The 24,669-nt window shown below is 40.7% G+C and carries 35 protein-coding genes; 29 read left to right on the top strand and 6 right to left on the bottom strand.

Features of this window, described 5'->3' with window-relative positions:
• Positions 1-59: 59 nt before the first annotated feature.
• Positions 60-956: a DUF2971 domain-containing protein gene (locus VXS03_RS00260; protein WP_327761318.1), complete on the top strand. Its 897-nt coding sequence runs from the start codon at positions 60-62 to the stop codon at positions 954-956.
• Positions 957-1,058: 102 nt separating this feature from the next.
• Here the strand turns inward: VXS03_RS00260 and VXS03_RS00255 are convergent, their stop codons facing one another.
• The 4 genes from VXS03_RS00255 to VXS03_RS00240 form a co-directional block, all read right to left on the bottom strand.
• The gene (locus tag VXS03_RS00255) at positions 1,059-2,075 is read right to left on the bottom strand and encodes a tyrosine-type recombinase/integrase (protein ID WP_107187318.1); all 1,017 of its coding nucleotides are present in this window, start codon (positions 2,073-2,075) and stop codon (positions 1,059-1,061) included.
• Positions 2,072-2,278 (bottom strand): DUF4224 domain-containing protein, encoded by a 207-nt coding sequence (locus VXS03_RS00250; protein ID WP_327761316.1) that lies wholly within the window; start codon positions 2,276-2,278, stop codon positions 2,072-2,074. The genes VXS03_RS00255 and VXS03_RS00250 overlap by 4 nt, the downstream gene beginning before the upstream one ends.
• Before the next feature lie 2 nt (positions 2,279-2,280).
• Complete coding sequence (locus tag VXS03_RS00245) at positions 2,281-2,661, bottom strand: hypothetical protein (RefSeq protein WP_327761315.1); 381 nt, start codon at positions 2,659-2,661, stop codon at positions 2,281-2,283.
• Positions 2,662-2,813: 152 nt separating this feature from the next.
• A complete protein-coding gene (locus tag VXS03_RS00240) occupies positions 2,814-3,482 on the bottom strand; it encodes a LexA family protein (RefSeq protein ID WP_327761314.1) in 669 nt (222 codons plus the stop codon).
• A 101-nt stretch (positions 3,483-3,583) separates the two neighbouring features.
• Here VXS03_RS00240 and VXS03_RS00235 point away from each other — a divergent pair, with 101 nt between their 5' ends.
• The 7 genes from VXS03_RS00235 to VXS03_RS00205 all read left to right on the top strand — a co-directional run bounded on the left by VXS03_RS00235 (position 3,584) and on the right by VXS03_RS00205 (position 8,870).
• On the top strand, positions 3,584-3,811 hold the full coding sequence (locus VXS03_RS00235; RefSeq protein ID WP_060999130.1) for a helix-turn-helix domain-containing protein: 228 nt from the start codon (positions 3,584-3,586) through the stop codon (positions 3,809-3,811).
• Positions 3,812-3,863: 52 nt separating this feature from the next.
• Complete coding sequence (locus tag VXS03_RS00230) at positions 3,864-4,433, top strand: toxin YdaT family protein (RefSeq protein WP_060999128.1); 570 nt, start codon at positions 3,864-3,866, stop codon at positions 4,431-4,433.
• 47 nt (positions 4,434-4,480) lie between these two features.
• Positions 4,481-5,359 (top strand): hypothetical protein, encoded by an 879-nt coding sequence (locus VXS03_RS00225; RefSeq protein WP_327761313.1) that lies wholly within the window; start codon positions 4,481-4,483, stop codon positions 5,357-5,359.
• The gene (locus VXS03_RS00220) at positions 5,356-6,081 is read left to right on the top strand and encodes an ATP-binding protein (protein ID WP_262054049.1); all 726 of its coding nucleotides are present in this window, start codon (positions 5,356-5,358) and stop codon (positions 6,079-6,081) included. The genes VXS03_RS00225 and VXS03_RS00220 overlap by 4 nt, the downstream gene beginning before the upstream one ends.
• Positions 6,078-6,671, top strand: a complete 594-nt coding sequence (locus VXS03_RS00215; protein ID WP_327761310.1) for a hypothetical protein — start codon at positions 6,078-6,080, stop codon at positions 6,669-6,671. Before VXS03_RS00220 ends, VXS03_RS00215 begins: the two co-directional genes overlap by 4 nt.
• 293 nt (positions 6,672-6,964) lie before the next feature.
• Positions 6,965-7,546, top strand: a complete 582-nt coding sequence (locus VXS03_RS00210; protein WP_327761308.1) for an SLATT domain-containing protein — start codon at positions 6,965-6,967, stop codon at positions 7,544-7,546.
• 7 nt (positions 7,547-7,553) lie between these two features.
• Positions 7,554-8,870: a reverse transcriptase domain-containing protein gene (locus tag VXS03_RS00205; protein WP_327761307.1), complete on the top strand. Its 1,317-nt coding sequence runs from the start codon at positions 7,554-7,556 to the stop codon at positions 8,868-8,870.
• Between the two features lie 51 nt (positions 8,871-8,921).
• On the opposite strand, the gene VXS03_RS00200 is transcribed toward VXS03_RS00205, so the two are convergent.
• The gene (locus VXS03_RS00200; protein ID WP_327761306.1) at positions 8,922-9,941 is read right to left on the bottom strand and encodes a Kiwa anti-phage protein KwaB-like domain-containing protein; all 1,020 of its coding nucleotides are present in this window, start codon (positions 9,939-9,941) and stop codon (positions 8,922-8,924) included.
• Positions 9,941-10,558 carry a hypothetical protein gene (locus VXS03_RS00195; RefSeq protein ID WP_327761305.1) on the bottom strand — a complete coding sequence of 206 codons (618 nt, stop codon included), beginning with the start codon at positions 10,556-10,558 and terminating at the stop codon, positions 9,941-9,943. Before VXS03_RS00195 ends, VXS03_RS00200 begins: the two co-directional genes overlap by 1 nt.
• 408 nt (positions 10,559-10,966) lie before the next feature.
• Here VXS03_RS00195 and VXS03_RS00190 point away from each other — a divergent pair, with 408 nt between their 5' ends.
• The 21 genes from VXS03_RS00190 (at position 10,967) to VXS03_RS00090 (ending at position 24,669) form a co-directional block, all read left to right on the top strand.
• Positions 10,967-11,182 (top strand): HP1 family phage holin, encoded by a 216-nt coding sequence (locus VXS03_RS00190; protein ID WP_036794948.1) that lies wholly within the window; start codon positions 10,967-10,969, stop codon positions 11,180-11,182.
• Positions 11,160-11,696 carry a lysozyme gene (locus tag VXS03_RS00185; protein WP_327761304.1) on the top strand — a complete coding sequence of 179 codons (537 nt, stop codon included), beginning with the start codon at positions 11,160-11,162 and terminating at the stop codon, positions 11,694-11,696. Before VXS03_RS00190 ends, VXS03_RS00185 begins: the two co-directional genes overlap by 23 nt.
• On the top strand, positions 11,683-12,072 hold the full coding sequence (locus VXS03_RS00180) for a hypothetical protein (protein WP_327761303.1): 390 nt from the start codon (positions 11,683-11,685) through the stop codon (positions 12,070-12,072). Before VXS03_RS00185 ends, VXS03_RS00180 begins: the two co-directional genes overlap by 14 nt.
• A complete protein-coding gene (gene lysC / locus VXS03_RS00175) occupies positions 11,984-12,277 on the top strand; it encodes an Rz1-like lysis system protein LysC (RefSeq protein ID WP_235180404.1) in 294 nt (97 codons plus the stop codon). Before VXS03_RS00180 ends, lysC begins: the two co-directional genes overlap by 89 nt.
• A gap of 17 nt (positions 12,278-12,294) precedes the next feature.
• Complete coding sequence (locus VXS03_RS00170; protein WP_327761302.1) at positions 12,295-12,765, top strand: hypothetical protein; 471 nt, start codon at positions 12,295-12,297, stop codon at positions 12,763-12,765.
• Positions 12,746-14,839 (top strand): terminase gpA endonuclease subunit, encoded by a 2,094-nt coding sequence (locus VXS03_RS00165; RefSeq protein ID WP_327761301.1) that lies wholly within the window; start codon positions 12,746-12,748, stop codon positions 14,837-14,839. The genes VXS03_RS00170 and VXS03_RS00165 overlap by 20 nt, the downstream gene beginning before the upstream one ends.
• Positions 14,836-15,045: a hypothetical protein gene (locus tag VXS03_RS00160; protein ID WP_036794937.1), complete on the top strand. Its 210-nt coding sequence runs from the start codon at positions 14,836-14,838 to the stop codon at positions 15,043-15,045. Before VXS03_RS00165 ends, VXS03_RS00160 begins: the two co-directional genes overlap by 4 nt.
• Complete coding sequence (locus VXS03_RS00155; protein WP_181316966.1) at positions 15,038-16,525, top strand: phage portal protein; 1,488 nt, start codon at positions 15,038-15,040, stop codon at positions 16,523-16,525. The genes VXS03_RS00160 and VXS03_RS00155 overlap by 8 nt, the downstream gene beginning before the upstream one ends.
• Complete coding sequence (locus VXS03_RS00150; protein WP_327761300.1) at positions 16,509-18,506, top strand: ClpP-like prohead protease/major capsid protein fusion protein; 1,998 nt, start codon at positions 16,509-16,511, stop codon at positions 18,504-18,506. The genes VXS03_RS00155 and VXS03_RS00150 overlap by 17 nt, the downstream gene beginning before the upstream one ends.
• A gap of 70 nt (positions 18,507-18,576) precedes the next feature.
• The gene (locus VXS03_RS00145) at positions 18,577-18,900 is read left to right on the top strand and encodes a capsid cement protein (protein WP_327761299.1); all 324 of its coding nucleotides are present in this window, start codon (positions 18,577-18,579) and stop codon (positions 18,898-18,900) included.
• Between the two features lie 23 nt (positions 18,901-18,923).
• On the top strand, positions 18,924-19,256 hold the full coding sequence (locus VXS03_RS00140) for a hypothetical protein (RefSeq protein ID WP_327761298.1): 333 nt from the start codon (positions 18,924-18,926) through the stop codon (positions 19,254-19,256).
• Complete coding sequence (locus tag VXS03_RS00135; protein WP_087819803.1) at positions 19,237-19,752, top strand: phage tail protein; 516 nt, start codon at positions 19,237-19,239, stop codon at positions 19,750-19,752. The genes VXS03_RS00140 and VXS03_RS00135 overlap by 20 nt, the downstream gene beginning before the upstream one ends.
• Entirely contained in the window at positions 19,718-20,209 is a 492-nt protein-coding gene (locus VXS03_RS00130) for a hypothetical protein (protein ID WP_327761297.1), read from the top strand. Before VXS03_RS00135 ends, VXS03_RS00130 begins: the two co-directional genes overlap by 35 nt.
• On the top strand, positions 20,190-20,774 hold the full coding sequence (locus VXS03_RS00125) for a phage baseplate assembly protein V (protein ID WP_327761296.1): 585 nt from the start codon (positions 20,190-20,192) through the stop codon (positions 20,772-20,774). The genes VXS03_RS00130 and VXS03_RS00125 overlap by 20 nt, the downstream gene beginning before the upstream one ends.
• Positions 20,771-21,103 carry a phage baseplate protein gene (locus tag VXS03_RS00120; RefSeq protein WP_087819800.1) on the top strand — a complete coding sequence of 111 codons (333 nt, stop codon included), beginning with the start codon at positions 20,771-20,773 and terminating at the stop codon, positions 21,101-21,103. Before VXS03_RS00125 ends, VXS03_RS00120 begins: the two co-directional genes overlap by 4 nt.
• Positions 21,097-22,077: a baseplate J/gp47 family protein gene (locus VXS03_RS00115; protein WP_327762012.1), complete on the top strand. Its 981-nt coding sequence runs from the start codon at positions 21,097-21,099 to the stop codon at positions 22,075-22,077. Before VXS03_RS00120 ends, VXS03_RS00115 begins: the two co-directional genes overlap by 7 nt.
• Positions 22,061-22,804: a phage tail protein I gene (locus VXS03_RS00110; protein WP_327761295.1), complete on the top strand. Its 744-nt coding sequence runs from the start codon at positions 22,061-22,063 to the stop codon at positions 22,802-22,804. The genes VXS03_RS00115 and VXS03_RS00110 overlap by 17 nt, the downstream gene beginning before the upstream one ends.
• A complete protein-coding gene (locus VXS03_RS00105; protein WP_080176538.1) occupies positions 22,801-23,325 on the top strand; it encodes a phage tail-collar fiber domain-containing protein in 525 nt (174 codons plus the stop codon). The genes VXS03_RS00110 and VXS03_RS00105 overlap by 4 nt, the downstream gene beginning before the upstream one ends.
• Positions 23,326-23,331: 6 nt before the next feature.
• A complete protein-coding gene (locus tag VXS03_RS00100) occupies positions 23,332-23,712 on the top strand; it encodes a hypothetical protein (protein WP_327761291.1) in 381 nt (126 codons plus the stop codon).
• Positions 23,705-24,007: a hypothetical protein gene (locus VXS03_RS00095; RefSeq protein ID WP_327761290.1), complete on the top strand. Its 303-nt coding sequence runs from the start codon at positions 23,705-23,707 to the stop codon at positions 24,005-24,007. The genes VXS03_RS00100 and VXS03_RS00095 overlap by 8 nt, the downstream gene beginning before the upstream one ends.
• A gap of 8 nt (positions 24,008-24,015) precedes the next feature.
• Positions 24,016-24,669: a hypothetical protein gene (locus VXS03_RS00090; RefSeq protein ID WP_327761289.1), complete on the top strand. Its 654-nt coding sequence runs from the start codon at positions 24,016-24,018 to the stop codon at positions 24,667-24,669.

The following is a 24,669-nucleotide window of genomic DNA, read 5'->3' as shown; positions in this document are numbered from 1 at the left end:
TATAATGAGCGACGTTAGGTCCTCTAGAGTGTAATCAAAATTAATAGAGGGAGTTTAATTTGAAACCCGAAGTGCTTTATAAATATCGTGACGACTCCGAGCGAACTAAAGATATTATTAAAAATAAAAAAGTTTGGTTGTCCTCCCCAGAACAATTGAACGATCCTCTTGAGTGCAGAACAGGCGATATTTCATTGGAATGGGAAATAAAGACTATTCGTGAGCTTGAGAATGGTCAGTTAATGGGGGTGGTAACTGGGCCAACTCTATTTGAACCACGTAAACGCCTTTTTTCTCTCTCAGAAAGTGAGACTAAGCAATGGATAAAACGCTTCTCTAAGTTAAATCATTCTAGAAAAGTGAAAGCTATGAGAAAGCTGTACTCAGGTTACGGTATCGAACTTTCAAGACCTGAAAATATTATCAAAGATATGCGTAAGCGATTGTCTAAAGTGGGTATTTTTAGTTTGAGTGAGGATTGCTCAAATGAACTAATGTGGGCTCATTATGGTGCTAACCATGAGGGACTTGCTCTAGGTTTTAGTAGTTCAAGTGATTGTAAACTTTCAAATCAACGACATTGTTTACCTGTAACTTATACGCGAGAAAAGCCTACCTTTAGCTCTGGTTTTAAAAGTGAAGTGCAAATTATGTCACCAGGTTCTGGCCAGATGAATGTTCAGCGTGTCTCTTTTGAAGATGAAGTGTTCCGTTCGGTTATCAGTACAAAAACTCCGCCATGGAGCTATGAAAAAGAGTGGAGGTATGTAGAGGAAAGTCATGGACTGTTTGACTACCCTGGAATTTTGAGTCAGGTAGTTTTTGGGTTGCGTATGAGCGATAAGCGTAAAGAGTACTACAAAGAACTAGTATCGCAGAATATAGGCAATAATATTGATTTCTATGAAGTGGTTGAGACTGTAAATTTAAGTGGTCTTAGTATTGCGAAGATGTAAGGAATGGACTCTTAAATTGTTTAAGAGTAATTTACATATGTGTTGAGTTTAGTGATTAAGGTGGCAACGGTATTGAGTTGTTCACCTTAACTGGGCTTTTTGCTATTGATCACTCTTTGGTTGATTAATACTTTTTAGGTTGAGTGGTGGCACCATGTCCACTTTTCGATCATAGGTATTAACTTGAGCGAATTCTTTATGGCCAGAGAAGCGTTGTTTGTCTGCCATGGTTCCTTCGTAATCTGAAATACCTTTTGCTTTTAAATCATGGAATGTGAAATCAGTATTGATACCATATTCTAAAGCGGCTTTCTTTTTTGCTGTTTGCCAATAATCTTGTAGTGAACGATCGTGAACCTTTTGGCCATTAGGGCGACGAAGTACAAAGTTAGTTTGTTTTTCAGCTAACGTTTCAGATAGTGCAATTGCCTCACGTAGGCGTGGCGACCACATCTTAATTTGTTTTTTACCTGTCTTAGACTGAGTAATAAAAATACCATCATTTAATAAATGCGAGTACTCAAGTTTTAATATGTCACCTTTACGAGCTGCACATAAATAGGCCAGTTCCATTGCAACTTTAGTGATGGTATTAGCGCATTGGTAAACAGCAAGATACTCTTCATCTGTAATATAGCGATCACGTTGATTAGCTGAAAACTTTCTCACACCACGGCATGGATTTTTATTTATCTTGCCACGTTCGTATGACCACTGCATAACTTTAGAGAGTAGTGAAAAGTCATTATTTGCAGTTGATATTGAATGTTCACCACGTTTATCCATAAATGCGCGAATATGTTTAGGTAATAAAGCATTAGGATTCATGTTACCAAACACTTTTATTAATATTGGTACTCGTGCCAAATTAGAACGCTGTGTTGATGGTGCAAGTGCTTTAAATTGCGGTGAATCAAAATATTCATGAAATAATTCAGCGGTATTTCTTCTATGTTTATTAATTAGCTTTTCATACTCAAGCCATACTAATGACAAAGGGGATTCAATAGGGCATATAGCAATCGAACCACCTGATTTAGGGTGCCAACGGTATTTTTTACCATGAGCATAGACACGAGGTGGCAGTTTACGATCGCCTTTGTTATTACGTTCTCTCATGCTAATGCCTCTAAGTTAAAGCCATCATTATTATTGTTGTGTGAAGCTGGATGGTTAATGTGATACCAGGTTGTTCTTATACGACCATCTTTCCCTTCAACATAAAAGATACCGTGGTTTCTTAAACAAGAAGCTTGATCTGCAGCGCGGCTATAACCCGTTAGTTCTACTAGTTCAGGAGAAGTAATAATTAGATTCTGCATGATTAAATCCTTTTATTTGATGGTTGAGAAAGACGAATCCGATTCATGGTGTGCCAGCAACGGGCATCACCTTTAAATAAGCCTCCTGCCTTTAATTTTGCACATCCTTCCGGTAATGACTCACCACAATGTTGGCAAGTTCCTAGTGATTGTTTGATTTGTTCCATCTCACCATGAATACGATGGATCATTAGTTGTAATGCTTCTGTGTTATCACAAGCTGTATTGGGATAAGAGAAGAATTTACAGATCTCATTTAGCCGTTCGATCTCCATATTATTTAATGGGAGAGGGAAACTGGTCACGCCATTGGTTTTGCGTTTATCTCTCAAACGTTGGGCGCGTTTACGTGCTTGTTCACGTTTTTTATCATTAGTAGTCATAAGCCGAGATAGGTCGCCAGTCAGATTTAATTCACGTTTTGTGTAATACAAAGATACACAAAACGTGTTTGCCGTGTCAACACAAATCGTGAATTTAAAATTTAGGCATAAAAAAACCGCCAGGAAGGCGGTTCATATTCATGTGTTACTGATCAAAACAGTTTTAGTTTGGCATCAATAACAACCCCGATAATTTTGCAATTACCGTTAATGGGTAAAGTCGGGTATTGAGGGTTTAGCGGTTTTAAGAATCGTTGGCCTGCATCGATAACTAATTTTTTGAACGTGGCTTCATTCACATCAGTTAATTTAGCCACAACCAATGATCCGTTTATGGCTTCTCGTTCGGCATCAACAAGAACCAATGTTTCTTCTGGAAAACTAATACCACTTGATGATGTCATTGAATCACCATGAACACGAAGCCAGAAACAATTAGGGCTTGTGCGCTCAGTCGTACCGTACCATTCACTTATTTCATCTTTCAAGTAAGGCTCACACGCTTCTGTCCATGCACCAGCTTGAATTGAACTTAAAACAGGGAATGATTTTTGATAGTTCGGTTGGATATCAATAGTGGTGACATTGGCAAAACTGGTTAGCTCATCATCATCAAATAAAATCTGATAGGGCTTAATGCTTAAATGTTTAGCCAGCATGTCAGCATCATCTAAATTAATACTTCTTAATCCAGACTCATAGTTACTGATACGCGAAGGTCCCCAACCACAAAGTTCGGCTAGGTCTTTTTGGCTAATGCCTTGTTTTATACGGAGCTGCTTTAAACGCAGTCCAACTTCAGTCTTTTTATCCATATTCATAAAATATCACGAAGCGTGAAATTAAATAACACACAATTTGTGATTTTTGGGTTGATAATAATTCACGAAATGTGTATCTTGACGGTAACCAAGGAGCTTTAATGAATCAAATCGCACAGCAACGGAAACTGCTTAATATTTCTCAAGCAGAACTCGCTGGAAAATTAGATAGCGGTCCATCTCGAATCTCTAATTTTGAAGCATCAATTAGAAAACCCAACCTAAAAACCTGTTGGATGATCGTGAATGCACTCAATGAGTTAGGTGCCAATTGTACCTTTGAGCAAGTATTTCCTAACCCTAAACAAAATAGTAACGAAACAATCTGATTATAGATGATTGTCCATCTTCTGGTTATTTATACAGTTAAGGAAAACCCGCATGTCAATTCAGAGCCTAAAAAGCGTTATGCGTAACGCTGTTGAGGGATGGCGTACTGAAGTCAGTAAAGAGTTCATTGCTCAAAAAGTTGCCCGTCAATATCACAACATGGATTTACCGTTTGAAGTTGATGCTCAACGAAAGCAATTGCTTAAACCGGTAGGGGCTGATGATAAGAACAACCAACAAAACTTTTTCCGTTATTTAGAACGAACCAGTATTGAAGCCAAGGCCACCATGATGGATTTGTTACCGGCTATTTTGGTTGCCTTACCTAAACAGCGAGCTTCTGATGCGCTCAATGCGTTTTTAAATCCACTTGGGTTTTCCGTAGCAGTAATAGGAACGGGGAGTGAAACACCTAAACGTGATCAGCTACTAGCGATGTTTAACAAAGAATCATCCGAAGCATTGTCATCGTTATTGTTGCTACCTGATAACGCCACCGTAGAACAGCTTCGTGCTGCTTACCGAGAAGTACAAGAAAGTGAAGGCTCTCATAAACCTTTACTGGGTTATTTAGAAACCTTAATGACCGCTAAAAACCATAAGGTTGGCAGCCATGAATAATTGTTATCAAGCTATCAACATTACATCAATACAGGTACGGGGGCGGTATGTCAGGGTTATTTAACGCAATACGAGAGCTATCAGGTAACGAAGCTAATATCAGTATTCCGCGTGTTTACATTCGTTTTTGTAACGGTGATTTAAACCAAGCTGCAGTGCTGTCTCAGTTAGTGTTTTGGTCAGGTCGTACAACCAGAACAGATGGTTGGTTCTATAAGCGTCATGAGCAATTGGCGGATGAATTAGGCTTCTCTGTAGACCAAGTTCGCTATGCATTGAAGAAGCTAAAAACACGCTTAAATGATTGCCTAGAGACTGCCCGTAAGAAAGCAAATGGTGTGCCGACAGTGCACTACAAATTCAACGAAGCAAAGCTAATGGAAATCATCTTTTTTAGTCAATATTCCGATTCGGTAAATTTACCGAATGGAAACGGGAATATTACCGAATCCATTCGGGGATCTCACCGAAACCTAGGAAACGGGAAAATTACCGAATCCATTAACAGATCCAATACAGATCCGATAAAACAGATCAATAACCCTGTAGTCCCTTGTGAGGATGCTTATCAAGATTCTCAAATCACTGAGCAGCCACAACCAGCACCACAGGAACGTAACACCAAACCTGTTCGTGTTCAGCGTAAATTGAAAACTGAACTGGCAGATGATTTCACTATCACCGAGTCAATGCAGCAGTGGTACTCAGCACAAGGATTCATACTAGATGCACAAGCCGCAACCTGTCAGTGGGCGGATGCGATGAAAGCCCGTGATTGTAAATATTTAGATTGGGTAGCTGCTTGGCGTAACGGCATGCGCAATGCCAACAAGTGGGCAGCAGAGCGAACTAACAAACAAATCTTGACCACACAGCGAATGGGTGCCAGCGATGGCAAATATGGTCCACCGGAGGATTATCGATGAACATCATGCAACGTTTAGCGCAAACCATGCCTGCGCATGTAAAGCCATACACTTACGAGCAAATGCAAGCCATTCGTCAGCGTGAAGCCGATGTGGTTGCTAAGAATCTTTATGAGCAAAACCAACAAACACGAGTGTCAAAAGCATTAGGACGTTCAGGTATCAAGAAGCGTCACCAACACTGTAGCTTTGATAACTTCGTGATTCAGAATGCAGGTCAGCAACATGCGTTCAATGAGTCAAAAACGTTTGTCGATAATTTACTGAATGATCGTGCGTGTGGTGGTTTTATCTTTGCGGGTACATCAGGCACAGGTAAAAACCACTTAGCGTGTGCGATTGCCAATCAAGCACTTCAGCAACGCCGATCAGTAGTGGTGATCACCGTTGCCGAATTGATGCTTAAATTTCGTGATACTTATCGCCAAGACTCAGCAACCAGTGAAACAGCACTGATTCGTTTTCTGAGTAATGTCGATTTGCTGGTGATAGATGAATTGGGCGTTCAGCACAACAGCAATAACGAGCGAGTAATGATAAACCGCATCATTGATGAACGTTATACCCTAGAAAAACCAACAGGGGTGATTACCAACCTTCAGAGTGATGAACTTATAACAACCTTAGGCCGTGCAGCTGTCGACCGTATTATGGAAGATGGTAAGTGGGTAACATTTAATTGGTCAAGTTTTAGAATTAACAAAGGAACACAATCAGCATGAGAATCGAAACCCTGTTGAGTAAATTTGCGATTAAAGGGATTAACTACGATCCTCAGTCTGGTGGTGGTAAAGCGTTATTGTCTGCAGAAGAACAATTGGCGGTAGTGGGGCTATGTTGGCATGAATCGCCAGTAGGGTGGTTGGTACTGTTTGTTGAAGGGCTAAGAGATGTTCATGCACTTAAACAATTACAAATAGCGACTAGAGGTGAAGTATTACGATTAATGGAAGATTGGCGCGGTGTTTATCCTGAAAAGGCATTAACAGCGTTATGTGCGACTGCAATTGCTGAAGCTACTCAACAGAACGGCCAAGTGTGTCCAGAATGTAATGGTTCTGGAAAAGTGCTTTCAAAGTGTAATCATCAGCGAAAATGTCAATGTTGTAAAAATGGTTGTATTGAATGGACGCAGGAAACTCGTTTTGCTTATTTTGCTCAAGTTTTACCTGTGACCTATAGCCGTTTTAAAAGATATAACGAAGTATTATTCAAAATAGTAAACTGGCTAATTGAGAGTCGTATTACAGCCGTTTTGACAATGGAAGAGCATCTAGAAAAAGAAAGTCAATTAATGTATGAAACCAATTGATTTTTTGATCTTAATTGGTTGGTTTTATGTGGTTAAAATGTTGCTATTGGCGTCTGTATCTTAATTAGTGAGTTAAGTATTGACTATGCATATGCAATGTGTAGAATTCATAAGGCTCAGGTGGGACAACCATTTATGGTTGTTTGGCTGTTAATTTCAGCTAAGGTTCATTTATTAGTAATGGGCAAATCTAATCTCTACACTTTATGTGTTTGATTTATATCAAGACGCTTTTTGCGTGTTATACAAGTTATATGTACCCACCTAGAGCAATCTTCTAACGGATTATTTTTATGACAGATACCACTAATTCTTTGAATAAAGAAATAACCAAATTAGAAAATCAAATTTGGTTTACGCGTAAAAGTAGAATTAGAGCCTCAGAAAGAATACTTAGCAATCATTTCCATTCTAATGCTATATTAATATGGTATTCATTTTTAACATTTGTATTATCTATAATTTTAATTAAATATCCAAAATATTTAGGTGATAATGCTGATGTTCTAATGACTATTGCTACAGGATTTGTATTTACATTATCTCTATTTGTACCTCAGCTAGAATTTAAAAATAGATCTGATAAATTAAAAGAAAATTATATAAAGCTGCAAAGTTTAATATTTGAATTAAAATTATGTAGAACGGAATATCAACTGAAAGGTATAAATAGTGAGTATTTAAACTTACTATATTCTGTTGAAAACCATAAGACTAGAGATTTGTTATATTTTATAATATTCGATTCTGATGGGGGTTGTGAACGGAAATTAACATTTCTTGAATCAATTTATATTATAATTTGTGTTTCTATTAGACTTCTTATTTTACTAGCAGCATATGTTTTACCTCCTCTTATTATATATTGTTGGTGATTGAACTATGAAAGCATATCAAGCATTTAATCGAAGGTTTTCAAAGAAAAGTCTTTTAGAAATATATCACCGATATATAATGCTGACACCATCGACTGGAGTTGATGGAAAAAAAGCAAATGAAAGTTTTGATATAAAAAATGAAATTGAAATTATAATAAAAAAAATAGGCGATAAAACATATTCATTTAGTCGGTACAAAGAAAAATTGATATCTAAAGGTGTAGGGAAGAATCCAAGGGTTATATCAATACCTACAGTCAGAGATAGAATTGTATTGAAAGCTATTCATCTAACATTGCAAGATATTTACCCTGAGTGTTCAAAAACATTAATACCACAATTAATGCTTGAGGATATTTCTCGTGAAATTAAAAATCATGATTTTAAATCATATGTAAAAATAGATATAGAGAATTTTTATCCAAGCATTAAACATGATATTTTGAATTCTAAAATTAAAAGAAAAATAAGAAAGAAAGAATTAATATATTTATTAGAAAAAGCTATAACAAATGAAACTGGACATATTAAACCTGAGAAAGGTGTTCCTCAAGGCCTATCTATATCTAATATATTGTCTGAAATATACGTTAAAGACATTGATAACTCTCTAGTTGATAAAAAAATAAAATATTATAGATATGTTGATGATATTTTGATTTTTTATAAAGGACTTAATCCTATAGTACCATTAGATAATATTGTTGCATCTTTTAAAACTATAGGTCTTAATTGTCATGATTATAATCAAATAGGAAGTAAAACTAAGTATGGGAAATTGACAGAAACATTTGATTTTCTTGGGTATGAAATTAAAAATAGAAAGTTGACAATAAAAAAAGAATCAATAAATAAAATAGAAAAATCAATTTCAAGTATAATTGTATCGTATAAGTATATGAGAGATAAAAATTCATATAATATAAATAATAAACTAAATCTTAGAATCACAGGATGTATTTTTGAAGGAAAAAGGAGAGGGTGGCTATTTTATTACTCTCAGATGGAAGAGCGTCAGATATTATATAAAATAGATAAAGCTATAGTTAGGATGATAAAAAAAGCTAAGTTAGAAAATGTATTTAAGCCAAAGACGTTTGCTAAAACATTTATGGAAATTAAAAGAAATCGGTTAGATAATCATAAGTATATAGTGAATTTTGATGGGTATACAGTAGATGAAAAAAGGAAGATGTTAAGTCAATTTATGGATAATAAAGTATTAGCAACATTAAATGATGTTAATATAAATAATATTTTTTCTAAAAGAGTTAGACACTTAGTAAAAGATCTTGAAGAAGATTTAAGAGAAAATAGTTGAATAAAAAATTTAAATGGTCTCTATTTATTGAGACCATTTAATATATGTTAATTAACTTGTTGGATTTACAATACTACCACCTTCAGTAGCATAATATTTTTGAGTCGTCATACCTTGTTTATAATAATCATTTAATAGCTTTAAAAAATTACGAGCATCTTCTGCTGTTTTTAGTATGATTTTACCATCATTACTAATGTCAAATTTTTTGCCCTTAAACTTATCTAATATATTATTCATTTTATTTACATCAGTTAAGCATAAGTTTGAATGATTTCCTTTTTCTGCTATATGAGATAATGTTTTTAATATTGAAGGTTTATGGCTAATCATTTCTTCAATAATATTTAAATTATCGACAATACCACATTCTTTTATAGTATTTATTGTTGCAGTTGCTGCGATTTTAAATTCTTCTTCTAATCCTACAATGGATTCAAAGCTTTTCTTTTTGAAGACATAAAATCTATCATCTATATAAATACAGTCAATTTTGTCATCAAAACTAATTATGTTACCGTCAAACGCTTTTAGTTCACCACCAGTTTTGTCAAAAAGGGCAGAGAAACGTTGCTTAACGCCTTGAACTTGATCTGTTGTAACTTTTGATTTACTAATCTTTCTGAATGAATAAGTGTACTCTTCACCCATTCTCACTTTGATGCAATAAGCCCATAAATTAGATTGAATATCAGAAAGGTTTGTAATTAATGGTATATTATCTTTTTTCATTTGTTCATTAATTACATTAGCAAATGATAGCGCATTATTTAAAGCATAAGTGTATATTTTGTCATCAAGGTCATCATCTATTACAGTGTATTCTTTTAATTCGACTTCATCTCTTGATGCATGAGATTTAATTTGATTTGATAAAATACCTTTAAAATATTCTGAAATATCAGGTGATAAAGATACTTGCTGCAGTTCAAAGTTATATTTATCTAGAACTTTTGCATTACGAGTCATGCCTGATTTTAATATTCTAGTTATAAAAAATAACGATATTTTTGCTTTTTTTTGCTCGTCTAATTTTTCAGCATACTCTAGCAAATCTTCTAACGCTAACATCAATCTTCCTCAGCTAGTTTGGCATAAAAGAGTTTATGTCCAACAATTTCAATATCAATTAAATCATCATCTTCTAGATATTTATTTTTTGTTAATATCATCCCATTTCTTTTGTTTTTACTTTCAATGTCTATATACGTAATTTGAAATAAAGTATATTTCAAACTAATTGTTGGATTTATTAAAATCATTCCTGAATTAATATATATTAAGAATGTAACAATTAATAAAACAGTAATAGATACAACGTTTGTAACTGATGATAAATCTTGAAATACAAATGGTATTAAGTATGTAAATAAATAGGTAATTGATTCACTATTTTTATTTTCTATATCTTTAATTTGCACAAGTCGACCGTTTGTATCACATCGTCTTGATACATTCTTTAATAAGGTCATTAAGCCAATTATGCCTATTAAGGATAAGGTGCATAAAAATGTAACAGCACCAAAATACTTAATAAAAACTAAAATGGCTTTTTCGTTAAATCCACCCCAATTTAAATATTCGCTATATTTATAAACTTGGGTAAAGCACATAATAAAAAATAAAGGGAAATAAGACACGATAAAGAGTGAAAACCTAGCCCCTAATTGTAGCTTATTCTGTCTCATCGAAGTCAAACCACCGTATTTTATGTGAGGGATTATATACAATAGAGTTCATTATGAGTAGCAGTTTAATGATTCTATTTCATATTTTAATGTTACGCTATTGTTTTGAATTTGCTTGTTAATTACTTTTATTTTGTTTTTCTGTAAGTTTTTGTGTGATCAATTCTACAGTTTTACTTGTTTTGCTGTGTTTATATACAGTATATTATGTTAAGTAAATATTCAAAAAAAAATAATAGTTTTTTAAATTTAAAATAATCTATTTAGAAATATTGACTTTATTTTATTAATGCCGCAATATCCCCACATTGCAGAACCTCACCTACTCGGTGGGGTTTTGTCGTTTTAGGATTCCATTAAATCCATAACCGTCCTTTGAGGCGGTTTTTTTATGTCTGAAATTCGCCTATGAGAGAGAAAGTTATTAGCTGGTTTGCTTACCTTTGGGCAGGTTTAACCGGTGTAGCCTCTGGTCTTTCCATGAACGAAATAGGGGTGCTCATCTCTATTTTTGCCACCGTATTTACCGCGTTTATTAACTGGTTTTATCGACATCGAACCCTCAAAGCCCTGCAAAACCATCCAGAGGTGAAGAAAATCTATGAGCAAATTGAAGAAGACTAGTGGCGTTATTGGCTGCTTGGTCGCCAGTGTGTTGGCGGTTGTAGCTGGTACCGATCACGAATTAAAAACCACCCCTGATGGATTAGCGTTTATCAGTAATTTAGAGGGGTGTTCATCATCCGCTTATCAATGCAGTGCCGATCGTTGGACTGCAGGGTTAGGCCATACCACAGGAGTAAAACAAGGCGACAAAGCAACCACCGAAACCATTGCTGATTGGTACATTGAAGATATCAGCGCAGCGGAAAAAGTGGTTGATCGGCAAGTGACATTAGCTGCTGGCCCTCAATACGATATGGCAGTGTCATTCGTGTTTAACCTCGGGGCTGGTAACTTTCGCAGTTCTACCTATCTCAAGAAACTTAAAGCAGGGCAGTTAACCGCAGCTTGTAATGAGTTTCCACGGTGGGTATTTGTGAATGGTAAAGATTGCCGACTTGATAGCAGTCACTGTGCTGGCATCGTTAAACGCCGTTTAGCAGAGCAAAAGGTTTGCTTGTATGGCTATCAGTAAGTTCAAGCTAATCGCAACAGCAGGTGTATTAACGGCATTATCGATATTGGCGTGGACGTATTCACAGACAGTGCAAAAGCTGGAAGCGGCTCAAGCATTGGTTGTGGAGCAACAAACCCAATCAAAGCAGTTAGTGGACGTTAATCAGTCGATGCAATCTACCATTACCCGTTTAGAGCAAGCATCCCACCAAGAACGATTAGCCGCTGAATATAACGAGCGTCAACGTCAGCAATGGCAACAACGAGCGTTAAAAGCACAACGTCAAATCGATAAGGATATTGCTCATGAAAAGTGTGCTGATTTGCCTATCCCTAACGCTAGTCAGTGGTTGTACTACACCAAGCCCGCAAGTGGTGACTCAATACAAAATTGAATACATCAAACCACCTGCAGCGTATTTGATTAGCTGCAAACAACCATTTCATAAACCGCCCATGACTTGGGGTGAAGCCGCTAAACGTGATCCGGTGTGGTTACACCATTTCTCGCTGTGTGCTGCACAAATTGAAAACCTACGCCGTTGTTATAACGACCCAACACACTGTGCGGCGTTACCCATTACAGAGGGAGAGCCATAACCACGATTGAGAGTGCCATGAATAATGAAAAACGTTTTTGGAATACCACCGAACTTGAACAGTTTGGTAAACATCGTTCAACCATTCGTAAGAACTTAAAAGCGGCAGGGGTTTCACCTGTCGCCTTTAAGGGCAACACGCCACTTTATGATGTAGTGCAAGTCGCACCGTACCTATGCCAACAACCGCGTAAAGAATCAGATGCACCCGATTTAATGGGGTTTAAAACCGCAGCTGAATTACGGGCGTATGTGCAAAGTGAACGTGAAAAGCTGATTTTGATGCGGGAATCTGGTGAGAGTGTCACCAAAGAAGATTATGAAAATGAAATTGCCGTGTGTATTGCCAGTGTTAAAGGCTTTAAAGACAAGGTGATCACCCGTATTGAATCCGCTATTCCGACCGCGACACCGCAACAACTTGAAGATTTAGAAACTCTGCTTAATTTCGATTTAAAGGCGGTCGCTGATGAGCTTGAGACAGTTTGATGCCCGTTTAGGGATTGAGTTTGCCAATGCCAAAGATATTCGGCGCAGTTTTGCTTACCTGTGTGCTCCCACGGATAAAACACCGGTGGAAGCGGCTGATGATGAACTGTGGATCTCTGATGGTACTGATGTGACTAAGTTTCTATCGTCGCAAGTACCGTACATGCGAGAGCCGTTAAATTGTTTGGCTCGGCGTATTTATGAAGCAGTGATTGTGGTTGGTCCTGCGCGTTCAGGTAAAACCAAAGCCATGGTGGAAGGCTGGATAAATTACACCGTCACTCAAGCCCCTGGTGACATGCTGCTTATCTACAGTACCAAGACTAAAGCTACTGATATGTCGAAGGTCGATTTAGAACGGAGCTTTTCAGCTACTGCAGGCATTGCCAAGCTGCGAACAGGGCGTAAAGCTGATGACAATATCACCTCGAAGAAATTTAAAAATGGCATGATCCTAAAGTTGGATTCTGCCACCGAAACCAGTTTATCTGCGTCCACCTATCGTTATGCCGGCGCGACCGATTACGATCGTGCTGATGATGCGGTAGGCCAAGAAGGTTCTAAGTTTGAACTGATGCTAATGCGTGTTCAAAACGCGAAATCATCCGGCATGGTGATGGCAGAATCTTCTCCTGGTCGTATTGTGCGTAACCCTAAACGGGTTGAAGACTTATCACCGCATGAATCCCAACCCTGTGGTGGTATTGCTGACTTATATAACCAAGGTGATCGCCGCCGTTTCTATTGGTTATGCCAAGACTGTCATAGCTATTTTCGTCCTGATTTTGAAACATTGAAATGGGAACAACATGCTGAGCCTTTAGAGGCCGCTAAAACCGCATGGGTTGAATGTCCTCGCTGTTGCCATCGTCATACTGAATCACAAAAACAGACCATGAACCTTGAAGGACGTTGGTTTCGTGATGGTGCAATTGACCAATATGGTGAGGTTGTCACCGATGAATCAGCCATTCGAACCAGTAAATGGGCAACGTTTTGGTTTGAAGGCATTGTGGCAGCGTATGCCAGTTGGGAAAACTTGGTGTATCGCTTTTTAAATGCGAATGCCTTGTTCCAAGACTGTGGTGATGAAGAGTCATTAAAAACTTTTATCAATGTGCGCATGGGACGACCTTATGTGATGCAGTCGCGTGGTCAAGAAGTCGGTGCGCATCAGTTAATGGCGCGAGCTGCTGATCATGAACGTGGCATTGTGCCATTAGGTGGACGCTTCTTAATGATGTCCATCGATGTGCAAGGCGGCAAACAGAACCCACGTTTTGTGGTGCAAGCCCATGTCTATGGTGAAGGGCTGCAACGATGGGTGATTGACCGCTTTGAAATTCTTACTAATCCCTATCGTAATAATGACCGCATTAACCCAATGGTGTATGCCGAAGATTGGGATTTATTGATTGAACAAGTGATCAAGAAAACCTATCCCTTAGCGGATGGCTCAGGGCGGGTGATGAAACCGGTATTAACCTTGTGTGATTCCGGTGGCTCAGGTGAGAAGAAAAAAGGTAAGCAGAAAAGCTCATCCGTTACCGATCATGCTTATCAGTTTTATAACCGCCTTAAAGGGCATGGCTTATCGCATCTATTCCGCTTAGTGAAAGGGGCAAGCCGTGACATTGATGATCTGGTTAAAGAAACCTATCCAGATAAACGCAGTAAGTTAGCCAACGGTGAAATCCCGCTGTTAATGCTGCATACCAACCGTTTAAAAAACCGCGTAGCTGCCAGTTTTTCACGGTTAGAGTTTGGTGCGCGGTTCTTTCATTTACCAGGTTGGGCGGATCGAGTTTGGTTTGATGAACTCACCGTTGAATATATTGATGAACTTGGCCATTGGCAAAAGCCTGATGGTGCACGTAATGAGTCGTTTGATTTATGTGCCTATGCTGAAGCCGGTATGCATTACAAAGGTGGTGATGATATCCATTGGGATAATCCGCCAGCATGGGCCGCTGATTGGCAATTTAATAGCAATGTGGTTGATGCAGACCAAACGCCGAAGTTTGAGCGGGTGGCGCGTCGACGATATAACCACTCAAAAGGAATTTTTGGATGACAACCCAACGTGAACGGCTGCAGTGGTATCTCGATGCCGAGAAAAAGATCTTGATGCAACAAGCGGTTGAAACAGCAGAAGGGGAAAAGCTGACCTTTGCGAGTTTGGCAACGGTACGCCGTGAAATAGAACGTCTGCAGCAGTTGATTAGCCGTGAAAATCAGGGAGGACGCCGCAGTATGATCCGGAGAAACTACCTTGAGTAAATTGAATATAGCCGATCGTATCATTTGTTATTTTAATCCTAAGTCGGGGGCTGAACGGCTTTATAACCGTAACCTGATTAATAAATACCAAGCTGCACTGCCTGCTAATCCTCATACCAAAAAACGTAATAGTCGCTCTACCGGCAAAGCCAACCAAATCAATAAAGATGCGAAGTCTTTACGCGAACGTGCACGACATATGGATGAAAACACGCCTTATGTCACTGCCATCCTTGATGAACTGTGTGCCAATGTCGTAGGACCTAACGGCATTATGATTGAACCACAGCCGTTAGACATGAACGGTGATGTTCACACTGAGTTTGCCCGTAAGATCAGCGAATGGTTTGAACGGTTTTCATTGCAACAGAACATTGATGGTGAGTTATCTCGGGCTGAAACCGAATGGTTAGCTTGTCGAACGTGGTTGCGAGATGGTGAAGTGTTTGCCCGTTATTACCTAGGGCGAGATGCAGGGATTGAATACCCATCATCAACACCGTTTGGGGTGCAGCCGTTTGAACCTGATTACATACCATTGAATATCAACGAGCCTGAAAAGGGCATGTATGAAGGTATTCGCCGTAATGGTTTAGGTCAGATGGTGTCATTACTGATCCAGCGTGATGCGCATGGTTTTTCCTTTGCTGAAGTCGATGCGCGGTTTGTGGCGCATTTAAAATTCACCCGTCGATTTCATCAAAACCGAGGGGTAACACTGCTGCATTCGGTTCTAGATTTGATTGCCGATATTGAAGATTACGATCAATCAGAGCGTGTCAGTGCACAGATTGCCAGCCGCTTTGCCTATTTCATTAAACGAGATACGGGCTCAGGTGAGACTGATAACTTTGAACGTGGCGGCGATATCTTTCTAGGAATGGGGAACAGTTTTGAACTCGCCCCTGGTGAAGATGCTGGCATTGTTGAAAGTAAGCGCCAAGAAGCGATGAGCAGTCCGTTTCGTGATGCTCAAATGCGATTAGCGGCATCAGGTGCGGGGGTTAACTGCTCGAGCGTAACCCGTCATTACACTGGTTCTTATTCCGCCCAACGGCAAGAGCTGATTGATTCCTTTGCTCGTTATCGCATTTTACAACGTAAGTTTGTCACCAGTTGGACGCGTCCTCAATATCGAATGGCACTGCAGATGGCGATTTTATCGCGTGAATTGGTGGTGCCTAAAGAAGTGGATGTGGTTTCAGTGCTTAACGCCATTTATCAAGCCCCTGTGATGCCGTGGATTGATCCCGCTAAGGAAATGACCGGCATTGAAAAAGGCACTCGGTTAGGGCTGCAATCACTGAGTCATTTCCAACGTGAACGCAACTATAACCCAGTCGCTGTACGCCGCGAGATAAAAGCCGAACGCCAAGCCATGAATGATGATGCCATTGTGAGTACGGCTGATCCTGCGCATAACGTTCAAACGAAGATCCAACATTCAACCAAAGAGGCACAACATGCCAAAGACAACTAAATCGTGGTTCACGCTTAATAACCAAGGCGAAGGCCAACCGGTGAAGGTGTGGATCCATGGTGACATTGGTAGTTATGACATTGAAGCCATTGATTTAATCAAAGCCCTGCAGTCTGTCGGTACGCAAGATGCTGAGTTCCGTATTCAAAGTTATGGTGGCTCGGTCTATGAAGGGTTGGCGATGTATAACGCCATTAAAGCCCACAAAGGTAAAACCATTGGCATCGTTGATGGGTTAGTAGCATCGATTTCTAGCTATTTCTTAATGGCTTGCGATGAAATTCAAATGCCTGAAAACGCTAAGCTGATGATTCATGATCCCGCTATTGGTGCTTGGGGTGGTGAAAATGAAATAGAAAGTGCGTTAACCCAACTAAAGAACGCCAAGCAAACCATTGCAGAAGCCTATGCCGAACGCTGTGGTAAGTCGTTAGATGATGTGCTGCAAGCGATGGCAAAAGAAACCTGGTTCACCGCCAGTCAAGCATTGGAGTTTGGTTTGATTGATGCGGTGATTGATGCCGTGGACTTATCAAATTGCCTTAAAAAAGTCTCTGCCACTGAACTGCAAGCCAAAGCCTTTAAACATACCCCTGATGATTTATTGAATCAGCTTGTGCAACCGCCAGCAACGCCAATACCTGAACCTCTAATAAACCAACAAAGTGATCCTATGCCTAAACCTATCGATAACGATGCATTACAAAATGCGTTAAAAAACGAGAACCAACGTCAATCGACTATTCGTGCTTTGTGTGCAACCCATAAGGTGAGTGACACCCTGCGTGATGAAATGCTCAATGATTTACAGTGCAGTGCTGAAGATAGCTCACTCAAGATACTGCAATACTTGGGGGCGATTTCCATTAATGGCCAAGTGCCTAATGCCGAACAACCACCAACAGGGTTAACCAATACCCATATTCATGTGGGTAACGGTAATACCACTAAAGATGCGCTGCAAAATGCCCTAAATGCTCGTTGTGGTACGGGTGAAATTGAAAAAGATAACCCGTACCGCTTAAAAACCTTACTTGATATGGCTGAAATAGCGGTGGGTAAGGATGCTAAATATTGCGGCAACAAGAATGAATTAGTCGCTCGTGCGTTTAACAGCGGCGATTTTGCAGATATTATCACCGAAAGTGTACGAACGGTGATGCGAGATGAAGCGCAAGTACGTGCACCATTATGGCGAGAGCTTGCTAATACTGAAAACCTGCCTAACTTTAAAGAGACTGATTTAATTCTGATTAATGATGCGCCTGATTTAATGGCGGTATCAGAAGACGGTGAATACAAATCAGCCACCATCAAAGGCAGCGGTGAGAAAATTCAGTTAGCCAGTTTTGGTCGTGAAATTGCCTTTACTCGTCAAGCTATCATCAATGATGAGATTGCCTTGATCTCAAAAATTCCGCGTAAGTTCATGCAATCGGCTTATCGCTTGTCGGATAAGTTGATGTTTAACGCCATTCTTAGCGGAAAAATGGGTGATGGTAAGAGTGTGTTCCAAGCGGGTGGCGCGAATAAGTGGGGCAACTTAGTTAATGATATTCCTGCCGCTGATTACCAAGCCTTAGTGATGGCGCTGCATAAAGCCTTTGCAACCGCGACCACCTCTGAAGGTGATGCGTTAGATTTACGCGGTGAAATCCTGCTGGCTAACCCTGACCATGCTTCATTCTTAGAAGCGGTACTTAATACTGCAAGTAAACCTGATACGTTTAACCCTGCCTATAAGAAGTTTGCCAAGGTAGTCGAAACTGCTCGATTAGCCACGATTAATGGTGCGATTGCGTTAACCGGTAAAGACTTTGATTCGGTGGTGATGGGTTTCCTTGATGGTGCACAAGATCCTTGGTTAGAAACGGGGGATGGTTGGAGCAGTGATGGTGCGAAGTTCCGTATTACTTATGATGTGACCTCGAAAGTGCTCGATCGTCGTGGCATCGCTCAGGCAACGTTTACCAATAAATAATAACGATTGTTATAGGGTGCTTCGGCATCCTTTTTTATAAGTGAAATAAACAACAGGAACAGAGAACACTATGCGTATTGCTGATGGTTCAAAGATTGATTTAAAAGCGCCAGTGGGTGGTTTTGTGAAAGATGTGCCGGTTAAATATGGTGCGTTGATTGTGGTACCTAATTATTCGGCTAAAGAAGGCCAAGTAGTGAGCTGTACTTACCGTGGTTTGTTTGATGGACCCATTAAAGCCGGCGATTCTCCATCCTTTGTGGGTGAAGCGGCTTATTTTGATGGTGGGGTATTTACTAAAACCGCACCAACAGGTGATGGTGTGGTGACCGTTCCTATCGGCTCATTCATTGATAGCGGCGTATTGTTGATGGGCGTTGCCTTAAACGGTTAATTCACAAAGGGTGGTGATCATCAATGAAGAGTGCGTTTGATGATGCTCGGCAGTTGATTCAAACTTCTATTCAGCAGTGCTTTGGCAGTGAATTAGTGGTGATGTTACCTGATGGCCAACAACGAAAAATTCAAGGTTACATCAAACACCAATCATCAGAGAATCATGCCATTAAACGGTTATTAACGGGGAGTTGTTTACCACCGTTATCAACCATGATGATAAAGGGTAAGCGTTATAGCTTGGTGCTCTCTGGCCATGAACAAGGCAAAGGAAAGCGCGAGAGTCAGCTGCAGCGTGAATATGTTTTAAATCTGTCTCAAGCAGGGATTAAGCATGACTTCTCTGAATACTAATATGGAATTGGACACCCGTTTTCTTGCTCGTCTTTCCTACCTACCTGATGAATTAGCCAAAGCCGCTAAACAAGCGATGATCAAAACCAATCGCTGGTTAAGAGCGGCTTCGATGGCTGATTTAGGCTATGAACTCAGTATTGATTCAAAAGCCATGACCACCCGTTTTAGAACCTATAAAAACGGCGGTATGTCAAAGCTGTGGGTGGGGGTAAGAAGCCTTGGTGTGCATCGATTAGGTAAGCCGGTACAAAATGGTAAAGGGGTGCAAGTGGGTAGTCGTTTTTATGATGATGCGTTTATCTCACCGATGGACAGTGATCAACTGCTGGTCTTTCGTCGTGAAAGTAAAGGTCGAGGATCTATTAAGCTCGTATCGTTAGAGATTAGTGAAGAAACCGAAGAGATCATTGATTCTTACTTACCTGATTTGAACCGTAAATTTGAGGAGTTTTTTCATCGTGAATTCCAATTCATTCTTTCGGGCACCCAGTGAATGGGTGATGACCGTTATTGAACGGTTAGAGCAGCGTTTACAGCTCGGCAAGATAGAAACCGCTTATCAACGTGAAGAAACCGAGCCCAGTGCGCCTATCGTGCGTTACCAATGTGGTGAATGCCAATCCATTAATCACACCAACAATGATGGCCGTAAAATCCATGAAATTGAGCTGAGATTCTTAGTTGAAGTGCCTATTGCTCAAGCAAATTTTGATGTGGTGGCGCTGGACTTATCCAGCCGTATTGAACGTGAGTTATTCAATCAACGTTTTGGTTGTGTGGATGATGTTGAAGAGGCGCGGTTGATTTCAAATCTGCCGCGCCGTTTTAATCCTGATAATGGGGTGTTCTTGCGGGTTGTCACCATTAAGCAGCGTATTTTTATGGGGCCGATTGAACACGATTGGCATGAGATTATAGGAACGAAAGCCAATGTTGAGGGCATTAGTTGAACGGATCCGTTCGTTAGAAAAAGAAGTGATGGCTTTGCGTGAAGAAATGGAAGAAAACCGCCGTTCTTCAAACAATATTATTCGCCTTGGTGTGGTGGCTGCGACATCAGAACAAAGTGTTGATGTTACCGCTGGTCAGAATAAGGCAACGCGGGTGCCGTTCTTTGTTCATAGTGCGGGGCGTGTTAGTCACTATCGGCGTCCTAGTGTGGGTGAGCAGTGCATTCTGATTAACTTAGGCTGTGGCGATAACCTCAATAATTCTGTTGCTCTGATGGGATTACCATCAACAAACTTTCCTTGTCCTACTACTGAAGAAAACCAAGTGATGACTGATTACGGTAACGGCATGACTGAGTGTTATAACTTAGATACCGGGGCATTAACGGCGCATTATCCTGGTGGTGTCAAAGTGGTGGGTGATATAGAACAAGAGGGTAATTATCGTGCTTCGGGTGATGTGGCTGATGGTACTCGTTCGATGGCTGCGGATCGTAAGATTTATAACGGTCACATCCATAGGCATGGAAACCCGAACACCAGTACAACGGAGCAACAACAATGATAGGGATTGATCCTAAAACAGGGAAAACCGTCACAGGTATTGCAGCGTTAACGTGTCGGTTTGAACGGATCCTGACAACACAAATGACCTCACGCATTAAGCGCCGCCAAATAGGCAATAAAGCCATTGCCCGTTTAGGTCGCATGCAAAGCCCAACGGAAGCCATGATAGTGCAAAACCTATCCCTTGAAGCGCTGGCTAATCCTGCCAATGGTTTAATTCAATTTAAAGCCAAGCAGTGCCAAGCCATAGCAAGTGATACGGGGTTTTCAGTGGTGGTGAAAGGCGTATGGCAAGGCAATGATATTAAATTACAGGTGCGATTATGAGTTTACCTAAAGCGTTTGTGGTACCTGAATTTGAAACCTTATTAAGTGAGTATATTGAAGCTGCGGTGGCATATTGTGCTAAGTCCGATACCGATAAGGCGCAATTATTACACCAAGCCATGACTAATGATGGTGAGCTGCTGGCTCAAGTGACTCAGGCGTTTGTATTAAAGCGGGTGGCTGAAATTAGAGAGCAGAACCACCAAGCCTTACAGATGTTTCGTAAGTTCGTCACTGAATCCGATATGGTGGATTTGCTGGCATTGCAATATGGCTTAAAGCGGCAAATATTAACGCCAAGTGATAACAGTATTTTCCCACCTAAACCCGCCATCATGGAATCAGATGAAAGCTTACTGCAGCGGTTTGATTTAGCGCCTTATCAGTTTCATACCACAGGTACGCGAATGGGGTATAAATTCCATGCGCTGACCTTAGATGAACGGCCATTGATAAAGATTGAATCAGAATCCGATGCAGTGGTGATGCGGTATGAGTTTCAGCACTTAAACAGACCGATGCCAGTTAAAGATGCGATGCCTAAAATGCTAGTGCCTAACTCTGGCAAAGTGTGTGTGGCAGTGCTAAGTCGAGAACATCCACAAGGCATTGCCAGTGCTGCGTTATTAAAGCGGGTGGCTGATTACCTTCAACGTGATGATATAGCTCAAGAGTCTGATGAAATCACCACCAAAAGTGCGGCTCCAAAGCTGTATCGAATTGTGGCTACGGTGTATACAGGTTCAGATCCAAGTTCGCATGTTGATAAAGCCCAAGCCGAACAAGCAGCATGGGCGTTAGCTGAAAAACGCCATAAGCTCAATGGCATTGTTGATAGAGAAGAAGTGGCACACATTCTTTATGAGTTAGGGGCAAAACGCGCCAAAGTCCACGAACCTGCCGCTGATGTTATTTGCCAGTGGGATCAAGCGCCGTATTGTACGGAGGTGATCATTGATGTTCGAGGTGACTGAGCCTTTTATTTCTGTTCAACCTGAAAACCGCACCCTGATTGAAGAATCCTTAGAATATGCTTGGCATACCTTACTGGCGAACCAACGCGATCCCTTTCCTGAACTGAAACAACCACGATTAACCTCAGAGCACTTTGTTTCCTTACTCGCTGGTGAGCGAGGGGTAACCGATTGGCGACCTGAAGATTCCTTAGAGCAGCAACGTAAAACAGCCGATAACGCCTTTGAAATCCATCGCAAAGCGGGAACTCGTCACGGTTTAGCGGTGGCTATGGATGCGTTGGATTGTGATATTGAAGTTACCCCTTGGTATCAAATGGATGCGCCGCCAGGTCCTTATCATATAGAGGTGGTAGCTTGGAAACGTAATGAGCCAGTGAATCAAAAAACGGCGAAACGGATGCTGACACGGATTGAAAACACTAAATCTGAGCGTGACACCGTTGAACTGATTTTAGCCTTTGGTTTAGACACAGGACTCACGTTCTCAGGGGTAAAACAGCCATCCGTTGTTGATTACGATGATTCAGCGACTGGCATCATGCCACCATCCCCGTTGGTATTGGCTCCCTTGAGTGTTTCAGGTGCTCACTTTCATACCACGGTTGGTGATGAGTCATATCAGGGATCCATGCCTAATGATGCGTGGTGTGCAGGTGGGAGCTATTTTGCAGGCGGTATGCGTATGGTGATGAGTACCGATATAACGTTAGGAGCAAGAACATGAGTTCACCCGTTGTTCAATTTACTAAAGTGGGATTGGCTGAGCTAATTAGCGCCAAAAACCAAGGCATCAAAGGGGCAATTAAATGGATAGCGGCAGGTGACCGCAGTTATCAGCCAACACCTGAACAAAAAGCGTTGTACAACGAAAAGCAACGTGAACTGATTTCAGATTGGGAAGAATTAAGCCCCACACAACTACGCATGGCGGCGGTATTTAAAGGCAATCTGGAATATGAGGTGCGAGAAGTCGGGTTCTTTTTAGAAACAGGCACCTTGTTAGCTGTCTATTCTGTGCCAAATACTCTATTGGCGTATAAATCAGCCAATGCCAGCTGGTTGCAGAAGTTCACGCTAGATGTCTCCCCATTACCGTCAAATAGCATCACGATTGAGGTCGGTAATGACAATATAAACCTGTTATTGGGTGAAGAGCTAACCACGATGGCCACAGCTCAAATTGGCAATATGTCGCGTCATCTTGAATTGCTATTTCGTTTTAATGCATTAGAGAAAAGAGTGTGAGGGATTATGGCATGCACAATAGAGGGACCGCCGTTACTGAGCATTATTGCCGGCACAACCTTTGGCTTTGGTGTTAGCTGGACAACGGGTGATGATAGCAATCCCTATGTAAAATTGTTTGGCTGTACCGCTGTTTTCGTTGTGCGTTCTATTGAGGGTGAAGTGTTGGTGCGGGGGACCACAGAATCTGGACATATCACCATTATTGAACACCCACAGCAAAGCGATGCACTCGATATCAAAGTCACCCATGACCAAACTCAAGGCCATCAACCAACAGCATGGGAGAACGCGAGTTATGAAGTGCGGGTAACGTTTCCTAGTGGTGATCCTTACAGCATCTTACGTGGTCCTGCTGTACTGATAAAAGGGGCGGTTGATGATTAACGCGAATGCAAAAGTGTTGGTCACGCTCAATACTGACCGCGTGATAACAGTGCGGTTACCGCAAGGGATAGCTGTCGTTCGAGAACAAGTGAAACCCAATATTCAAGTGGTAACGATTGGTCAGCAAGGGCCTGTGGGTACGGTTAGTGAAGAAGTCTTAGCAACGGCGGCAGAAGCTAAAGCCTTAGCGGTAGTGGCTTCTGAAGTTACCCAATCAACCGCAACATTGTTAGATAGTGTCATTATCAGCATAACTAACGGGTTTAACTTTCAGGCGGGGGAACTGTCAGCTTAGGAGTGAAAGTGTTAAACAATAAAATTGACCAAATGATAGCGGCACTCAATAACGTGATGGGTGTGATTAATGGCAAGTTGCGATTAAAAGCTGACAAAACAGAAATATATTCACGTTCTTATCTTGATGATCCGCTTTCTACTTTAGGTGCTAACACCGCAACGGCCAATAAACTCAAAGTCGCCCGCACCATCACCCTTGGCCGTGATGCCAATGGCTCAGTGTCCTTTGATGGTTCAGGCAATGTCACGCTGCAGGTCACCATTCCTGCACTTGATGATAAAGCCGATACGATTGATACCTTAACACTGGCACAAATTGATGCCCGTATTAAGCAATTGATAGGCGTGGCACCTGAAGTATTAGATACCTTTGAAGAGTTGGCCAAGGCGCTAGGTAATGATCCGCATTTTGCTGCCACTATGACAGCGGAATTAGCCAAGAAAGCCAATGCCAATCAGGTCTACAGCATTACGGCGGCGGATGCACAATTTCTAACTAAACGAGGAAAAGCGGCAGATACCACGCTGTTTGGTGGTAATGCGCCCGCTCACTATGCAACCTCAGGCCAAATATCCACATTAGAGCAAGAGATTGCGGATGGTTTTACACGACTTGCGGCATCGTTTAATGATGCGGCGAATACAATTAATGGAAGTTAA

Origin of the sequence: Photobacterium sp. S4TG1 (assembly GCF_036040035.1) — a bacterium.
GTDB lineage: Bacteria > Pseudomonadota > Gammaproteobacteria > Enterobacterales > Vibrionaceae > Photobacterium.
This window is presented reverse-complemented; position numbering and strand designations above follow the sequence as displayed.

What these genes read in the sequence shown, in the direction of transcription:
- lysC (WP_235180404.1), top strand. Translation starts at nt 11,984, where the DNA reads ATGAAAAGTGTGCTGATTTGCCTATCCCTAACGCTAGTCAGTGGTTGT.
- VXS03_RS00100 (WP_327761291.1), top strand. Translation starts at nt 23,332, where the DNA reads ATGGCATGCACAATAGAGGGACCGCCGTTACTGAGCATTATTGCCGGC.
- VXS03_RS00220 (WP_262054049.1), top strand. Translation starts at nt 5,356, where the DNA reads ATGAACATCATGCAACGTTTAGCGCAAACCATGCCTGCGCATGTAAAG.
- VXS03_RS00245 (WP_327761315.1), bottom strand. Translation starts at nt 2,661, where the DNA reads ATGACTACTAATGATAAAAAACGTGAACAAGCACGTAAACGCGCCCAA.
- VXS03_RS00205 (WP_327761307.1), top strand. Translation starts at nt 7,554, where the DNA reads ATGAAAGCATATCAAGCATTTAATCGAAGGTTTTCAAAGAAAAGTCTT.
- VXS03_RS00210 (WP_327761308.1), top strand. Translation starts at nt 6,965, where the DNA reads ATGACAGATACCACTAATTCTTTGAATAAAGAAATAACCAAATTAGAA.
- VXS03_RS00105 (WP_080176538.1), top strand. Translation starts at nt 22,801, where the DNA reads ATGAGTTCACCCGTTGTTCAATTTACTAAAGTGGGATTGGCTGAGCTA.
- VXS03_RS00160 (WP_036794937.1), top strand. Translation starts at nt 14,836, where the DNA reads ATGACAACCCAACGTGAACGGCTGCAGTGGTATCTCGATGCCGAGAAA.
- VXS03_RS00185 (WP_327761304.1), top strand. Translation starts at nt 11,160, where the DNA reads ATGAGCAAATTGAAGAAGACTAGTGGCGTTATTGGCTGCTTGGTCGCC.
- VXS03_RS00250 (WP_327761316.1), bottom strand. Translation starts at nt 2,278, where the DNA reads ATGCAGAATCTAATTATTACTTCTCCTGAACTAGTAGAACTAACGGGT.
- VXS03_RS00135 (WP_087819803.1), top strand. Translation starts at nt 19,237, where the DNA reads ATGACTTCTCTGAATACTAATATGGAATTGGACACCCGTTTTCTTGCT.
- VXS03_RS00170 (WP_327761302.1), top strand. Translation starts at nt 12,295, where the DNA reads ATGAATAATGAAAAACGTTTTTGGAATACCACCGAACTTGAACAGTTT.
- VXS03_RS00110 (WP_327761295.1), top strand. Translation starts at nt 22,061, where the DNA reads ATGTTCGAGGTGACTGAGCCTTTTATTTCTGTTCAACCTGAAAACCGC.
- VXS03_RS00215 (WP_327761310.1), top strand. Translation starts at nt 6,078, where the DNA reads ATGAGAATCGAAACCCTGTTGAGTAAATTTGCGATTAAAGGGATTAAC.
- VXS03_RS00180 (WP_327761303.1), top strand. Translation starts at nt 11,683, where the DNA reads ATGGCTATCAGTAAGTTCAAGCTAATCGCAACAGCAGGTGTATTAACG.
- VXS03_RS00235 (WP_060999130.1), top strand. Translation starts at nt 3,584, where the DNA reads ATGAATCAAATCGCACAGCAACGGAAACTGCTTAATATTTCTCAAGCA.
- VXS03_RS00225 (WP_327761313.1), top strand. Translation starts at nt 4,481, where the DNA reads ATGTCAGGGTTATTTAACGCAATACGAGAGCTATCAGGTAACGAAGCT.
- VXS03_RS00145 (WP_327761299.1), top strand. Translation starts at nt 18,577, where the DNA reads ATGCGTATTGCTGATGGTTCAAAGATTGATTTAAAAGCGCCAGTGGGT.
- VXS03_RS00190 (WP_036794948.1), top strand. Translation starts at nt 10,967, where the DNA reads ATGAGAGAGAAAGTTATTAGCTGGTTTGCTTACCTTTGGGCAGGTTTA.
- VXS03_RS00240 (WP_327761314.1), bottom strand. Translation starts at nt 3,482, where the DNA reads ATGAATATGGATAAAAAGACTGAAGTTGGACTGCGTTTAAAGCAGCTC.
- VXS03_RS00230 (WP_060999128.1), top strand. Translation starts at nt 3,864, where the DNA reads ATGTCAATTCAGAGCCTAAAAAGCGTTATGCGTAACGCTGTTGAGGGA.
- VXS03_RS00095 (WP_327761290.1), top strand. Translation starts at nt 23,705, where the DNA reads ATGATTAACGCGAATGCAAAAGTGTTGGTCACGCTCAATACTGACCGC.
- VXS03_RS00165 (WP_327761301.1), top strand. Translation starts at nt 12,746, where the DNA reads ATGAGCTTGAGACAGTTTGATGCCCGTTTAGGGATTGAGTTTGCCAAT.
- VXS03_RS00195 (WP_327761305.1), bottom strand. Translation starts at nt 10,558, where the DNA reads ATGAGACAGAATAAGCTACAATTAGGGGCTAGGTTTTCACTCTTTATC.
- VXS03_RS00125 (WP_327761296.1), top strand. Translation starts at nt 20,190, where the DNA reads ATGTTGAGGGCATTAGTTGAACGGATCCGTTCGTTAGAAAAAGAAGTG.
- VXS03_RS00150 (WP_327761300.1), top strand. Translation starts at nt 16,509, where the DNA reads ATGCCAAAGACAACTAAATCGTGGTTCACGCTTAATAACCAAGGCGAA.
- VXS03_RS00200 (WP_327761306.1), bottom strand. Translation starts at nt 9,941, where the DNA reads ATGTTAGCGTTAGAAGATTTGCTAGAGTATGCTGAAAAATTAGACGAG.
- VXS03_RS00120 (WP_087819800.1), top strand. Translation starts at nt 20,771, where the DNA reads ATGATAGGGATTGATCCTAAAACAGGGAAAACCGTCACAGGTATTGCA.
- VXS03_RS00255 (WP_107187318.1), bottom strand. Translation starts at nt 2,075, where the DNA reads ATGAGAGAACGTAATAACAAAGGCGATCGTAAACTGCCACCTCGTGTC.
- VXS03_RS00140 (WP_327761298.1), top strand. Translation starts at nt 18,924, where the DNA reads ATGAAGAGTGCGTTTGATGATGCTCGGCAGTTGATTCAAACTTCTATT.